This is a genomic window from Terriglobus roseus DSM 18391, from assembly GCF_000265425.1.
Lineage (GTDB): Bacteria > Acidobacteriota > Terriglobia > Terriglobales > Acidobacteriaceae > Terriglobus > Terriglobus roseus.
Genome location: NC_018014.1, coordinates 69,217 through 83,978, shown reverse-complemented (window position 1 = coordinate 83,978; position 14,762 = coordinate 69,217). Strand labels below are relative to the sequence as shown.

The 14,762-nt window shown below is 60.5% G+C and carries 7 protein-coding genes; 6 read left to right on the top strand and 1 reads right to left on the bottom strand.

Annotated features, from left to right (window positions below):
* Positions 1 to 126: 126 nt before the first annotated feature.
* The gene (locus TERRO_RS00360) at positions 127 to 2,436 is read left to right on the top strand and encodes a GH92 family glycosyl hydrolase (RefSeq protein WP_014783996.1); all 2,310 of its coding nucleotides are present in this window, start codon (positions 127 to 129) and stop codon (positions 2,434 to 2,436) included.
* A 73-nt stretch (positions 2,437 to 2,509) separates the two neighbouring features.
* Here the strand turns inward: TERRO_RS00360 and TERRO_RS00355 are convergent, their stop codons facing one another.
* A complete protein-coding gene (locus tag TERRO_RS00355; protein WP_014783995.1) occupies positions 2,510 to 4,030 on the bottom strand; it encodes an MFS transporter in 1,521 nt (506 codons plus the stop codon).
* 189 nt (positions 4,031 to 4,219) lie between these two features.
* Here TERRO_RS00355 and glpK point away from each other — a divergent pair, with 189 nt between their 5' ends.
* The 5 genes from glpK (at position 4,220) to TERRO_RS00330 (ending at position 14,702) form a co-directional block, all read left to right on the top strand.
* Positions 4,220 to 5,713, top strand: coding sequence for a glycerol kinase GlpK (gene glpK, locus TERRO_RS00350; RefSeq protein ID WP_014783994.1), 1,494 nt, complete (start codon positions 4,220 to 4,222; stop codon positions 5,711 to 5,713).
* A complete protein-coding gene (locus TERRO_RS00345; RefSeq protein WP_014783993.1) occupies positions 5,710 to 7,278 on the top strand; it encodes a glycerol-3-phosphate dehydrogenase/oxidase in 1,569 nt (522 codons plus the stop codon). Before glpK ends, TERRO_RS00345 begins: the two co-directional genes overlap by 4 nt.
* 24 nt (positions 7,279 to 7,302) lie before the next feature.
* Positions 7,303 to 8,037: an MIP/aquaporin family protein gene (locus TERRO_RS00340; RefSeq protein ID WP_014783992.1), complete on the top strand. Its 735-nt coding sequence runs from the start codon at positions 7,303 to 7,305 to the stop codon at positions 8,035 to 8,037.
* Between the two features lie 320 nt (positions 8,038 to 8,357).
* Positions 8,358 to 9,263 carry a hypothetical protein gene (locus TERRO_RS00335; protein WP_041592375.1) on the top strand — a complete coding sequence of 302 codons (906 nt, stop codon included), beginning with the start codon at positions 8,358 to 8,360 and terminating at the stop codon, positions 9,261 to 9,263.
* A gap of 987 nt (positions 9,264 to 10,250) precedes the next feature.
* The gene (locus TERRO_RS00330; protein ID WP_014783989.1) at positions 10,251 to 14,702 is read left to right on the top strand and encodes a beta strand repeat-containing protein; all 4,452 of its coding nucleotides are present in this window, start codon (positions 10,251 to 10,253) and stop codon (positions 14,700 to 14,702) included.
* The last annotated feature ends 60 nt before the right edge of the window (positions 14,703 to 14,762 follow it).

Sequence of the window (14,762 nt, the reverse complement as noted above, 5' to 3'; positions counted from 1 at the left end):
CACATTGATTCAGCGCCGACGGATTTTTTCCTCGGAACACTTGCAGCCGCTGAAAGCCATGGCGACGTGCCATGCGGGCCAGTCCATGCCTCAAAGTTGTACGATGGAGGCGTTGAAAGGTGCTAAATGATCACACGCAGGAAGTTTCTTGAGAGTGCCGCGGCGACCGCGGCTGTTGCGAATTTGCCCGCAAAATCGCTGTTTGCAATGGCTGCACCCGTAGCGAAGGACGATGTTCTGCAGTGGGCTGATCCCAGGGTTGGAACGGGCGGGCACGGTCATACGTTCCCGGGTGCCAGTGTGCCGTTTGGCGCCATGCAGTTGAGCCCCGACACCTTCAATGAGGGTTGGGACTGGTGCAGCGGATACCACGTCAGCGATTCGTCGATCATGGGCTTCAGCCATACGCACCTGAGCGGCACGGGCGCCGCCGACCTGCTGGACTTCCTGGTGATGCCGGGCGTTGGTGTTGCGAAGCCGCAGCCAGGATCGCGCGAGAACCCGGAGAGCGGCTACCGCTCGCGCTTCAGCCATGCGAACGAGGTAGCGACGCCGGGTTACTACTCCGTGATGCTGGATACGTCGAAGGTGAAGGCAGAGCTGACGGCGACGGAGCGTGTGGGCGTGCATCGCTATACGTTCCCCGCGACCGACAGCGCATACATCATCGTGGATCTGCAGCATGCGCAGGCGAACAAGGGCATCAGCACGGTCGTCTCTGCTGAGCTGGAGCAGACCGGGGCCGATAGCATTGCGGGCGGCCACGTGACGAATGCGTGGGGCAGAGGGCGTCATGCCTTCTTCTCGCTGACGGTCTCGAAGAAGCCGAAGAAGGTCGTCTTCTTCAAGGACGACAAAGAGGTGCCGGTGGGCAAGCTGACGGGTGCGAACCTGAAGGCTGTTCTGTACTTCGACACGAAGGCGAACGAGACCATCCTGGTGAAGACGGGCATCAGCGCCGTGGGAGCGGATGGTGCGGCGAACAACGTCAAGATGGAAGTGCCGGCATGGGACTTCGACAGTGTCCGCCGCAGCGCCGAGGTCAAGTGGCGGCAGCAATTGGGCAAGGTTCATGCGGACTTTGCGGATGCGAAGCATAAGACGATCTTCTACTCGGCGCTTTATCACATGAGCCTGGGACCGACGCGCTTTGACGATGCAGATGGTCGCTATCGCGGCATGGATAACGCCGTGCATACGCTGCCAAAGGGTGCTGAGAACTACACGACCTTCTCACTATGGGATACCTTCCGCGCGGCGCATCCTGCGTACACGCTGCTGGAGCCGGAGCGTGTGCCGCAGTTTATGAACACGCTGATCCGTATGGGCGAAGAGAGCCCCGCGGGTGCACCAGTGTGGCCGCTGCATGGTCGCGAGACGGAGTGCATGACCGGCTTCCACTCGGCTTCCGTGATCGCAGAAGCCTGCAACAAGGGCGTTACCGGCGTGGACTATGCGAAGGCATACACGATGCTGGAGCGCGGCCGGAACGACGACAAGCTGGGCGAACAGCAGCACCGCGACAAGGGCTTTATCGCGGCGGACCAGGTTGAAGAGTCCGTCTCAAAGCACTTTGAGTATTGCTACAACGACTGGGCGATGGCGAACCTGGCGTCGAAGCTGAAGAACGATGTCGGATGCAAGCAGCACTTGGCGCTTTCGAAGGGCTACAAGAACAACTGGGACGCGAGTGTCGGCTTCATGCGGCCGAAGTTTGCGGATGGCACGTGGGCTTCTCCGTTCAGCCCGATCGAGATGGGCCACACGAAGAAGTGGCGCGACTATACGGAGAGCAACGCGTGGCAGACGACGTTTGCCGTGCAGTGCGACCCTGCCGGTCTAATCGATACGCTGGGTGGACAGAAGGCGTTTCTGGACAAGCTGAATCTGCTGTTCAACCAGCCGAGCACGCTGCCGGACGACGCTCCGCCAGACATTGCTGGTCTGGTGGGTCAGTACGCGCACGGCAATGAGCCTTCACACCACATTGCTTACCTGTACGTGTACGCCGGTGCGCCGCACCTGACGCAGTCGCGCGTACGCAGCCTGATGGAGACGATGTACAAGGCGGAGCCGGACGGCATGCAGGGCAACGAAGATGTTGGCCAGATGTCGGCATGGTTCCTGCTGAGTGCGCTTGGCTTCTACCCGGTGGATCCGGTCAGCACCATCTATGTTCTCGGATCGCCGCTGACGAACGGCGCGACGCTGAGCATGGGCAAGGGCCGCGTCCTGAAGGTAGAAGTGACGCGCAAGAATGCAGGCGATGCGTACGTGAGCGAGTTCTGGCTGAACGGCAAGAAGCAGGATCGCGCGTGGTTCCATCATGCGGATATTGCGAATGGTGGCACGCTGAAGTTCGTGATGAGCGACAAGCCCAACATGACACTGGGCGCGGATGCGAAGTCGATCCCGCCGAGCCAGCAGATCATCTAAACATGACAGCTACAAAGGCAAAGCCGCGTCCCCAGTGGGCGCGGCTTGCTGTTGTTATCGACCGACATCGTTTTTACGCGACCGCCTTCTTCTGTTTGATCTCCGGGCCGATGGTGCTTGAGCTTTTCGACGCGGCCGTGCGGATGAAGATAGCGGAAGAGACAGCGCCTACGAGGCAGAGGCCGGCGGCCGTGAGCATGACGCGTCGGAAGCCGGCAACGAAGGCTTCTGCAACGACGCGTTGAGCCTCAGGATCCTTCGTGTTAATGGCGGCCTGGTTATTGCGCTGCGACAGGACCTGCTGGCGAACATTTTCGGGAATGCGCGCTGACCCATTGTTGAGGGCGGTGACGAAGCTGGCATGCAGGATGACGCCGAATACCGCGAGTGCAAGCACGGTAGCCGCTCGCGAGACCGCATTGTTTACTCCGGATGCGGCGCCAGCGCGCGCCTCTTCCACCGAGTTCATCACAACGGTCGTCAACGGTGCAACGCTGATGGCCATGCCAAAGCCTAGAACCATGCCAGGGATGAAGAAGGTCTTCCAGTAAGTCCCACCGATGCCCGGGATGGCCAGCATGGCAAAGCCGAGCGCGACGATGGCCGGACCGACCACCAGGGGCAATACCGCTCCATAGCGTGTGACGAGTCCACCAGACCATCGCGAGAGTGCAAAGATCATCAGCACGACAGGCAGCAGAACAGCGCCGGCAGACGTGGGGGAGTAGTGCTGCACCTGCATCAGGTTGAGCGGCAGGTAGTACATGAGGCCGCTGAGCGCGCCATAGAGGAAAAGCGTCATCAGGTTGGCGCCGAGAAAGTTACGCGAGCGGAAGAGGTCCGTAGGCGCCATGGCGCTGCGTGAGCGCGACTCCACGAGAGCGAAGAGCGCCAGCATGATGAGGCCGACGAGTCCGATCCACAGGACGTGTGGCCCGTCGGTGGAAAACTGCATCAGCGAGTAGGTCGTCGCGCCAAGTCCCCCCGAGGCGAGTACTGCGCCCTTCCAGTCGAGGCCGTGGGAGTCATGCAGCTTGGTCTCGGGATAACCCTTCCAGGAGAGGACAAGGATGGCAATCGCGATGGGAACGTTGATGAGAAAGACCCATCGCCAGGAGGCGTGCTGGATCAGCCATCCGCCCACGACAGGCCCAACGGCGGAGGTGATGGCCGTTACTCCGGACCATATGCCGATGGCCTTACCGCGTTCCGCTTCAGGGAATGCGGCAGTGATAAGAGACAGGCTTCCAGGGATGAGCATGGCTGCGCCAACGCCCTGCACAGCGCGTGCGATGATCATGCCCTCGATGGTGGAGGTGGCACCGCACCAGATGGATGCTGCGGCAAATGACGCGACCCCGATGAGGTAGACACGCTTGCGGCCGTAGCGGTCGCCGATGGAGCCGCCGACGAGGATGAGGGAGGCCAGTGTGAGTGCGAATGCTTCCACGATCCACTGGAGCTGGTTGGCGCTGGCCTGGAAGGCATGCTGCAGAGCGGGCAGCGCTACGTTGACCACAGTGCTGTCAAGAAAGGCCATTGCTGAGCCCAGGATGGAGCAAATCAGCACCAACCGAGCGGCCGCAGGCGCCATGGCGGAAGAACTTTTTGGTCTCTTAATCTGTTGGGCTTCGGTCACGCATCCTCAATGGCCTTAAGCTGGCATTTATTCGATGCACGATGTTTGGGAAATGCGACGGCGCGGCGTGTTGTAATTCGAGCGTGATAGGTTGGCTTCGCGTTTCCGCTGTGATGCGGCGCAGCTTTCATTGAGGTGAGTTCGATGTCGCAATACATTCTTGCGCTGGACCAGGGCACCACAAGTTCACGCGCTATTCTTTTCGATCGCGTGGGAGCCCTGATTGGAACGGCGCAACATGAGTTCACGCAGATCTTCCCGGCGGGCAAGCAGGGGTGGGTTGAGCATGATCCATTTGAGATCCTGACCAGCCAGATGTCGGCAGCCGTTGAGGTGCTGGGCCGCGCGGGCGTGCGACCGCGCGATGTGGCCGCAATCGGCATCACAAACCAGCGTGAGACGGCGATTGTGTGGGATCGCGAGACGGGCAGGCCGGTCTATAACGCCGTTGTCTGGCAGGATCGGCGAACCGCCGACGCGTGCGCCGAACTGGTAAAGAGCGGCGCGGAAGATGATGTACGCCGGCGGACCGGGCTGCGGCTGGATCCCTACTTCAGCGGAACGAAGGTTGCGTGGATTCTGGACAACATCAGCGGCGCCCGAGAGCGAGCGGAGCGCGGCGAGCTTGCCTTTGGCACGGTGGACTCGTGGCTGATCTGGAACCTGACCAGTGGCAAGCGGCACATCACGGATCGCACCAATGCGTCGCGCACGTTGCTTTACAACATCGTGGAAGACCGGTGGGACGACGAACTGTTGCGGCTGCTGCGTGTGCCGCGGTCGATGATGCCCGAGGTGGTATGGTCCAGCGAAGCGCTTGGGCCGGTGAGCACGACTCTGGGGCTTGAGGGTGTTGAGATTGCGGGCATCGCGGGGGATCAGCAGTCTGCACTCTTCGGGCAAATGTGTACGCGGCCCGGCGATGCGAAGAACACTTACGGCACTGGCTGCTTTTTGCTGCAGCACATGGGCAGCACGTTTCGGCAGAGCGAGCATCGGCTGCTGACGACACTTGCCTGTTCGGTCGATCGCAAGCTGGAGTACGCGCTGGAGGGTTCCGTCTTCATCGGTGGCGCAGTAGTACAGTGGCTCCGCGATGGTCTGGGGATCATCGATTCGAGCAGTGACGTGGAGGCGCTTGCGCTGAGCGTGCCGGACAGCGGTGGCGTGATGTTTGTCCCGGCGTTTACTGGCATGGGTGCACCGCACTGGGATCCTTACGCGTCAGGCATGATGATCGGCATTGGCCGTGGCACGACGAAGGCGCATATTGCACGCGCCGCGGTAGACAGCATCGCTCTGCAGACGGCGGACCTGATGCGTGCGATGAATGCAGACACACCGGCGCCGCTTCGCGAGTTACGCGTGGATGGTGGCGCCGCGGCGAACAACATGCTGATGCAGTTCCAGGCGGACCTGCTGAGTGTCCCGGTGCATCGGCCCGCATGTCTTGAGACGACGGCGATGGGTGCGGCCTTCCTTGCAGGGCTGGCTGTCGGCTTCTGGCCCAACACGGACGAGATCCAGCGTAAGCAGGACGCGGGTACCGTCTTTCAACCGCAGCACGATTACAGCGCGCTCGATGCACGTTGGCAGGAAGCCATTGCGCGCGCGAAGGGATGGAACAGGCCGCTATGAACCGTGAAGCCATGATGCAAGCAGTGCGCGCGCAGGGTAGTGAGCCGTGGGACATCGTCATCATTGGCGGTGGCGCAACGGGTGCGGGTGTTGCGGTGGATGCTGCGACACGCGGCTACAAGACGCTGCTGGTGGAGCGCGAGGACTTTGGCAAGGGTACCAGCAGCCGCAGCACCAAGCTGGTGCATGGTGGTGTGCGTTACCTGGAGCAGGGCAACATCTCCCTGGTGATGGAGGCGTTGAAGGAACGCGGTCTGCTGCGGGCCAACGCGCCGCACCTGGTGCATGACATGCCATTCGTGGTGCCGAACTACGAGTGGTGGGAAGCTCCGTTTTACGGCATCGGCATGAAGGTCTATGACCTGCTGGCGACGAAGTATTCCTTTGGTAAGTCGCGAATTCTGTCGCGCGAAGAGACGCTGCAACGCCTGCCCACGATTGCGCAAGAGGGTCTGCGCGGCGGTGTGGTGTATCACGATGGCCAGTTCGACGATACGCGCCTGCTGACACACCTGGTGATGACGGCGGCGGACCATGGTGCGACGGTGCTGAACTACTGCTCGGCGGTGGAACTGCTGCGTGGTGATGACGGCTTTCTGAATGGCATTGTCGTCGAAGACCGCGAGAGCGGCGAGCGCATCCGTGTGCAGGCAAAGTGTGTCGTGAACGCCACCGGCATCTTTACCGACGAGACGCGCCGCATGGCCGAGCCTGCGGCGACGACGATGGTGTCGCCTTCGCAGGGAATTCACCTGGTGCTCGAGAAGAGCTTTCTTCGCGCAGAGACGGCGATCATGGTGCCGCGGACCAGCGATGGTCGCGTGCTCTTCGCGATCCCGTGGCATGGGCACACGGTTGTCGGCACGACCGATACGCCGATTGATGCACCGAGCTATGAGCCGCTGCCGCTGGAAGAGGAGATTGCCTTTGTGCTGGATACTGCGGGCGAGTATCTAAGCCGCAAACCCACGCGTGAGGACATCCTGTCCATCTACGTCGGCATTCGTCCGCTGGTGAAGGCGGCTGGTGGCGACGGCAACAAGACGAGTTCTCTGTCGCGCGATCATACGATCCACATCGACGGCAGCGGCCTGCTGACGATTGTTGGTGGTAAGTGGACGACCTATCGCCACATGGCCGAAGACACGGTGAATCACGCCGCGACGCTGGGCCATCTGCCCGATGCGCCATGCACAACGGCAACGCTGCGCGTGCATGGATGGAGCGACGCGCAGGACCTTGGCGAGCTGCTGGTCTATGGTGCCGATGCCGCCGGTGTTCGCGCGCTCGCGGATGCTTCGCCGGAGCTTGCCGAGAAGCTGCATCCGGCTCTGCCGTACCTTGCAGCGGAGATTGTGTGGGCCGCGCGCGAGGAGATGTCGCGCACGCTGGATGATGCTCTTTCCCGGCGAACACGTGCGTTACTGCTGAATGCACGCGCGGCCATTGCCATTGCGCCGAAGGTGGCGGAACTGATGGCGAAGGAGCTTGGTCGTGATGAAGCCTGGAAGCGGGAACAGGTGGATGCATTTAAGACGTTGGCACAGCAGTACCTGCCGCAGTAGAGTGGTGAGCTCTGGAGTAAGACATTGATCACACGCAGCCCGCTGCTGGGCGAATTCATGGGTACGTTTGTGCTGATGCTGCTGGGCAACGGGGTCTGTGCGGCGGTATCGCTGAAGCGGTCGAAGGCCGAAGGCGGCGGATGGATGGTGGTCGCTGCCGGCTGGGCGTTTGCGGTGCTGTGCGGCATCTTCGTCTCGCAGCTCTTCGGTTCGCCGGACGCGCATATGAATCCCGCGTTCACGCTGGCATTTGCTATCAAGGCGCAGAGCTTTACCAAGCTACTGCCTTACACGCTGGTGCAGATCGCTGGTGCGTTCTGTGGTGCGGCGGCGACCTGGCTGTTCTATCTTCCGCACTGGGCTGCGACAGAAGATCCTGCGACGAAGCTGGGCGTCTTTGCCACGGGACCTGCGATCCGTAACTATCCGCAGAACCTGTTCTGCGAGTTTCTTGCGACGTTTGTGCTGGTTCTTGTCGCTGGCGGTATGAGCAGCAAGCTGGTGCTGACCACGGGGGCCGCGTCGGGGTTAAGTCCGCTGCTGGTGAGCTTTCTGATCTGGTCGGTGGGTCTCAGTCTCGGCGCGACGACTGGATATGCGATCAACCCTGCGCGCGACCTCGGTCCGCGGCTGGCACACGCCTTGCTGCCCATTGCCGGTAAGGGCGGCAGTGACTGGGCGTATGCGTGGGTTCCGATCGCCGGCCCGATGCTGGGTGCGGGGCTGGCCGGATGGGTGCTGTTTCTGATCGGTGCGTGACAGAAAAGCGTCTTAGGGAATAGGCCTATTTAAGCTTCAGACACGCTGGATTTGAGTAAGTTGCGGAAATTTTTCTGGTTGTTGCGAAAGTTACAGCGTTCGCCAACGCCCGCGTCTTTACTGGCGATTTGATGCATTTTCTCGTTGACTGGACTGCGAAATCAACGGATGATCATGGGACTTTCCTCCTTGCATTACGAGCGTTCCAGAGATCAGCTCCTGGGATTCTCGGGCGGCGTCCGTACGGTGTGCCTCCGTCTCCATTCGTGATTTATCTGCCTGCTCCGTTTGCGGAGCGTCCCATCCCCCGGGGGTTCGTCTTGAAGTTCCAATCTCTGCTTGCAACTGTTCTGCTTGCACTGCCGCTGTCTGCCATGGCCGACCAGCTGGTGCCTGCCGGCTCGATTATCAACTGCACGATCTCTGAAGGCAGCATCTCGTCGAAGACCATGAATGTGGGCGATCCGGTGCTGTGCACACTGGGCCACAGCGAGGCGTTTGGTCGTTCCTCATTTCCCTACGGCAGCTACCTGATGGGCCACTTTGCCGAGTACAAGGACCCCGGCCACTTTGTGGGCAAGGGCTGGATGGAACTCGACTTCGACAAACTGATCGTGCAGCCGGACACTGTCGTTCCGCTGAATGCGCGCGTTGTTGCGACGCCGAAGAACAAGGTCGACAAAGACGGCCGGATCCAGGGCACGGGCCACGCTACGAAGGACACCGTGATGTGGTTGATCCCGGTGCTGTGGCCGATCGACCTGATCAACCTGCCTCGTCGCGGACCAACGCCGACGCTGAAGGCCGAGACGAAGCTGACACTGCGCGTGATGGACGACTTCGGCATCCCGACGCCGCAGGAAGACGCTGTGCGCAAGCCCGCGCTGATCGCCCGGCAGACACCGGACGAAGTGACCTACGAGACGTTCCGTCAGCAGGCAGCAGCACCGGTGGAGCGCCAGCCCGCGTATGCACAGCAGCAGCAGTACGCGCCGCAGCCACAGTACGCGCCGCAGTATCAGCAGCAGCCACAGGCTTCTTCACCGGTGGTGGTCAACTTCGTGACACAGCCGGCGCAGCAACAGCAGCAGCCGATCTACATTCAGCAGCAGGCACCGCAGCAGCAACAGCCGATCGTTGTGAACCAGGCACCGCCGGTGGTCTACAACCACTACCCGCCGCCACCGGTGTACGGTCCATACCGCTACTACTACCGCGGCTACTAGGACTTCGGCACTTCGTGCTGTTCTCGACGCGGCACTTCGTGCTGTTCTCGACGCGCTTTGCGCGTGTTCTTGCTGGTGCGGAGTGTCTCGTAGCCCGGCTTCGGGCCGGGCATCCTGTAGATCGCTTTACCGAGCTCCCGGAGGAGACGACGGCCACCCGCGAGGGTGGCCGTTTGTGTTGTTGGGGAGGGGTACCCTCCCCCCTGTTTGCTGTAAATATTACTTTCTAAAGCAGTTGACGATTCCCGAACTGGCAAAAATCAGATTCGAAAGGGTTTACGGGCAAAAATCAGATAACAAAGGAGTTAGTTGGATTACCGAGGCGATTGCTGCCGGAATCGCGCAAACGGCTCTTCGGTTGGCTCCGATTTTGTGGCGATCCTGACCTACTTCAAGGATAACAACCTGGAGATAATTCCCCGCCAACTTTATGTCGCGCAGAATCAGCAACTTAGGTGGTTCCGGGACTTGACAGGTTTTCTAGTGCCTGGCTTTGGGCCAGCCGCGGGATTTGTTCAGCGCGCGGTCCGGCCGGGATACTTCTGCCGGAATCTGAGACCGCGCGGGTTTGGAGGAGTGGGCTTGATGGCATGGCTGAAGCCATGCCCCTCCGAAAGAACTCCTACATGACTCGTTGAGCTCTGCCTATCCAGAGGCGATCCCGCACTTATCCGCGATCAACAAGATCCCCGAGTCGCCCACCGGTTCTTTGAACAATGCCCTTTGAAGGAAACGCAGTTAGCTGCTGGAGCTTTGTCCTCGCTACAGAAGCAGGACTGGATCTCTACGCGGCGGATGAAGCTATTGTCTCCAGAAAGTGAGGCTTTTTGATTTCGACCCGGGCCAGTGGGATGTCGTGCAACCAAGCTGTTTCAGTGGTGCCGGAGTTACTAGTTTTCGAAGCATCCGCAGGACAGTATAAATATTTGCTTTCTGCGTTAGTTTTCATTGCGTTTGACTATCTGGACGGTTAGTCTCCAAGACTCCATGACACATCCCTTTGTTCGACCTGCTTCCTTCCTGCGTCTGATTGCCTTTGTTCTTCCTGTTACGCTCCTCGGCTGCGCCGGCGGGGGCGGCGGAGGGTCATCGAGCACGACGACCCCGCCGACGACGACAACGCCGACGCCAACCTCGACAACGCTGAGTGTTGCTGCGGTCTCCCCGACGAACATTCCGGTGGGCGCGAATGACACTACCGTCGTTGTGACGGGAACGGGATTCACGACGACGTCTGTCGTTTCGTTGAACACCACGGCAGAGGCTACTACTTATGTCAGTTCGACGGAGGTCCATGCAACGGTACCGGCGGCGCAACTGAAGACGGGCGTGGTCCTGAATGTTTCGGTTGCAAATGGCACCACAGTTGCGAAGCTTGACCCCGCCGTCGCTGCTTTGTCCGTAGATAATCCCGTACCGTCGCTCACGCTGGTCGCGCCCACAGCGGTGCTGGTGGGTTCGGCGGCTGCAAGTGTGACCGTTACCGGCACCAACTTTGTCCCGGGTGTGGCTCTCTCGGTAAACGGTAGCCTTCGCACCACGACCTTTGTGAGTGACACGCAGTTGACTGCCGCGCTGACCGCGGATGATTTCGCGGTGTCGAAGTCGCTGCCGCTGAATGTGATCAACCCCAAGCCGGGCGGTGGCACCAGCGGCACAAATTCTCTTTCCGTAAGTAATCCCGTTCCCGCACTCACGTCGATCTCGCCGACCAGCATCGTCCAGGGTTCTACGCCGCCTACGGTCACGCTGACGGGCGGCAACTTCAATGCCTCTTCGGCAGTGTTGGTGAATGGCGGAGCACACGCTTCCACCTTTGTCAGTGCCAACTCCCTAAAGGTCGTTTTGACAGCCGCAGACATTGTGAACGCTACGACTCTGCCGATCACCGTGGTGAATGCCCAGCCTGGTGGTGGCACCTCAGCTGCTGCCAGCTTCGTGGTGACGGCGCGTGCCACCTCTCCGTCGATCAGCTACGTTTCCCCGACGAGCTTTTATACCGGCGCTGGTGACACGAACATTTTCGTGATCGGTGGAGGAACTTCATCGACTGCCACGGTCCAGTGGAAGGGCACCACGCTGACCTCAACCTATGGGGTCGGCAGTGTTTCTCTGAGCTACTATTCGACCTACAACGGGCCGTACATGTACGCGCGCGTGCCTGCGAGCCTGCTATCCGCGGCCGGCACCGCTGCGATCACACTCACGAACTCCACCTATCCCAATCCGACTTCGCTGCCTGTGACGGTCACGATCGTTGATCCGCCAGCACCGACGATCAGTTCCCTGGCGACAACTGCGGCACCTGTGGGGGCTGCGCTGGACCTAACGGTCTACGGCACAGGCTTCTCTTCCGGTTCGTATGCGAGCTTCAACGGCACGCAGGTGAGCACCACCGTGGTCAACAGCGGTCAGCTGACGGCACGTCTGACCACTTCGATGCTCTCGCAATTGGGAGCAGGCGTCATCCGCGTCTTTACACCGGCCCCGGGTGGCGGCACGTCAAATGCAGTGACGTTGCCCATCTACGCTCCGCTTAAGAACAACAGCATGGTTTACAGTCCTTCCACGGGCCTGCTTTGGCTCTCGGTCCCCAGCAGCGCCGGTGCGCCGTATGGCAACTCCGTCGTGTCGATGGATCCAGCAACGGGAGCGCTGGGGCGTCCTATCCCGGTGGGCAGTGAACCGAACAAGCTGGCCATCACCTCTGACGGTAAGTACCTTTGGGTTGGCCTGGACGGCGCCAATGGCGTGCGCAAGGTGGACCTGACGACCAACACCGCCGGGCTTCAGTTCGCATTGAACGCCGGCTCCGGCTCATCGCCCATTGCGCTCGCGCTGCAGGCGCTGCCTGGCGTTACAGATTCCGTGGTGGTGCTCCAATCGACCAGCAGTTATAGCTACTACGCGACACCCGCGCTCTACGACAGCGGAGTTCTGCGCGGCACGATGCCAACCGGAAACTACTACTCCTACTACGCCCTGCAAGTGGATGGCAGCCGCAACGAGATCTACGTTGGTGGCGGCGCGCTGCAGACCTTCACCTATAGCTCATCGGGCTTGACCGCGAAGACAACGAGCACAAACTCCAGCATATCGCTCGCCAGCAGCTCGCTGGATGACATGCAGCTAGCATCCGGCACACTGATCGGGAGCCAAGGCAAGATCTACGACGCGGAGGCGGGAACCCTGCTGGGCACTCTTTACCAGACGGGTACGGTGGCTGCAGTGGGTCCAACCACCTATGACAGCGCGCTTGGCAAGATCTTCGTGCTGGATAGCAGCTCGGCTTACTGCTGCAACAACTACACGCAAATCCAGGTATTCAAGGGTTCGGATTACACCGCTACCGGTGACCTGATCCCGTTCACCATTCCGTATAACCTTTATGACTCTACGGGGTTGAATACCTACCTGAATCCTTCGCGGCTGACGCGTTGGGGCTCCAATGGCCTCGCGGTGCGAACCGCGATCGGAGTCTTTTCACTACGGTCTAACCTGGTGAAGGACCTGTCCGCCACCTTGGCGGATCTGGGAGTGACGGCGACAGCCACCGGCGGCACGTCAACCGGCACCAGCACCACCTACACCTTCCAAGTGAAGAATGCTGGGCCGTCCACGGCAAAGGATGTCGCTCTGGCCATCCAGACTCCATCCACGGGGGTGTTCACCGGGGCGACCACAACAGTAGGCATCTGCTCTACGCAGACGGCCGGTTGCAACCTGGGAGACATCGCGAATGGTGCCACGGTGACCATCAACGTCACCGTGCTGGAGACGTCTGCAGGCACTGCGACGGCTACTGCGACGGCCATTGCTTCGAGCACGGACAACAATGCGGCGGACAACTCCGCGAGTGCTGCGGTCGTGGTTGCCGGATCCAACTACAACCTGCAGCCAACGCTTTCCTCTATCTCTCCCAACGCAGTCAAGGCCGGTAGCGCCGACACCACGATCACAGTGCTGGGAACCAACTTCGCCTCGGGATCGACAGTGATGGTGGGGAGCACAGCGGCTTCCACAACCTTCGTGAACGCCGGGAAGCTCACCGCTGTTGTGCCGTCGGCCAACCTCGCCAATATGGGATGGAGCAGCATCGGTGTGAGCACACCAGCGCCAGGTGGGGGCAATTCGAACACGCTACCACTCAGCGTCTACAGTGTTCTGTCGCTGGGTGTGAATCGAATGGTGTACGACCCCTACTCACGCAAGCTGGTGGCCGCAGTCTCCACCGGTTCTTCGTCGGTTGCGGGCAGTTCCTTGGTGGCAATTACACCGGAGACCGCCACCATCGGTTCACCCGTCGCACTGACCAACGTACCGACACGTGTAGCCCTAAGCGCAAGCGGGCAAACGCTGTGGCTGGCGAATGCCACCAACGCAACCCTGGCACGCTACAACATGCTGACCGGCGCCGTTGCTACTTCGACGCCTTCCGTAACGAGCATCTTCGGAAGCTACTACACACCCATCGTCGCGGACCTGGCAGTCCAGCCGGGCACGGAAGACTCACTGGCACTTGGTTTCGGGAACTACGTGTACAACTTCGGCATGTTCGACTACTCGTCCGCGTCGAATAGCTTTACGGAACGGTCCAGCTACTCTACCAACTACTACTACAGTTCGTGCATGCGCTTCCTGGACAGCAGCAGTCTGTTCCTGAATAACGACAGCACGGGCATGTACTACTTCGGCGTCGGGTCCAATGGCCTGTCCCCACTTAACCCCACCTCAACGACACTGAACCGGTTCAATTGCTTCAAGATCGCAAATGGGCGTGCCTATGCCGGGCTGGGCGGAGTCGCAACACTGGCAACTTCGGGCGCTATTTCCCAGACGGGAGGCTTCACGCTCCCAAGTAACTACAACAACACAGGCACCTCAGGATCGTTGCCGGTGGAGCCGGATGCGTCGGTTGGCGCAGCCTTTTTCGCTGCGTCCACCTCATCCACAAACAGCTACAGCAATGCGGATGGCGTCCTCTCCTTCGATATTGCGAACTACCTGCGAACGGGTGCGATGTCGCTGAACATGACGGCGATCGAAGGCACATCAAACTTCTCCGTCAACGACATCTTCCGCTGGGGACAGGACGGACTGGCTCTGAGCACGTCCACCGGTCACATCTACCTGCTGCGCGGGCCGTTCGTGGTGCCGCAGTTGCTCAACACCAACACGGCGGCGGTGCTTACTTCTGCTTCCGCTTCAACGATCACGCATGGTGCTGGCAACACTCTGCTGACGCTGACGGGCAGCAACTTCGTCCCGGGCGTGGCGGTCACGTGGAATGGCAGCTATCGCACCACGACCATCGTGGATGCGACGCATGTCACAGTTGCCATTCCTGCAGCGGATCTGGCGGCGGCGGGCAGTGGGTCGCTGGTGGCTACCAACCCTGGGGCGAGCGCTTCGGGAGCGGTGACGGTCACGATCCAGTAAACCGGAGCATGTCGACAGAAGCGAAAGGGCCACTCGGATTGAGTGGCCCTTTTTTCTGTC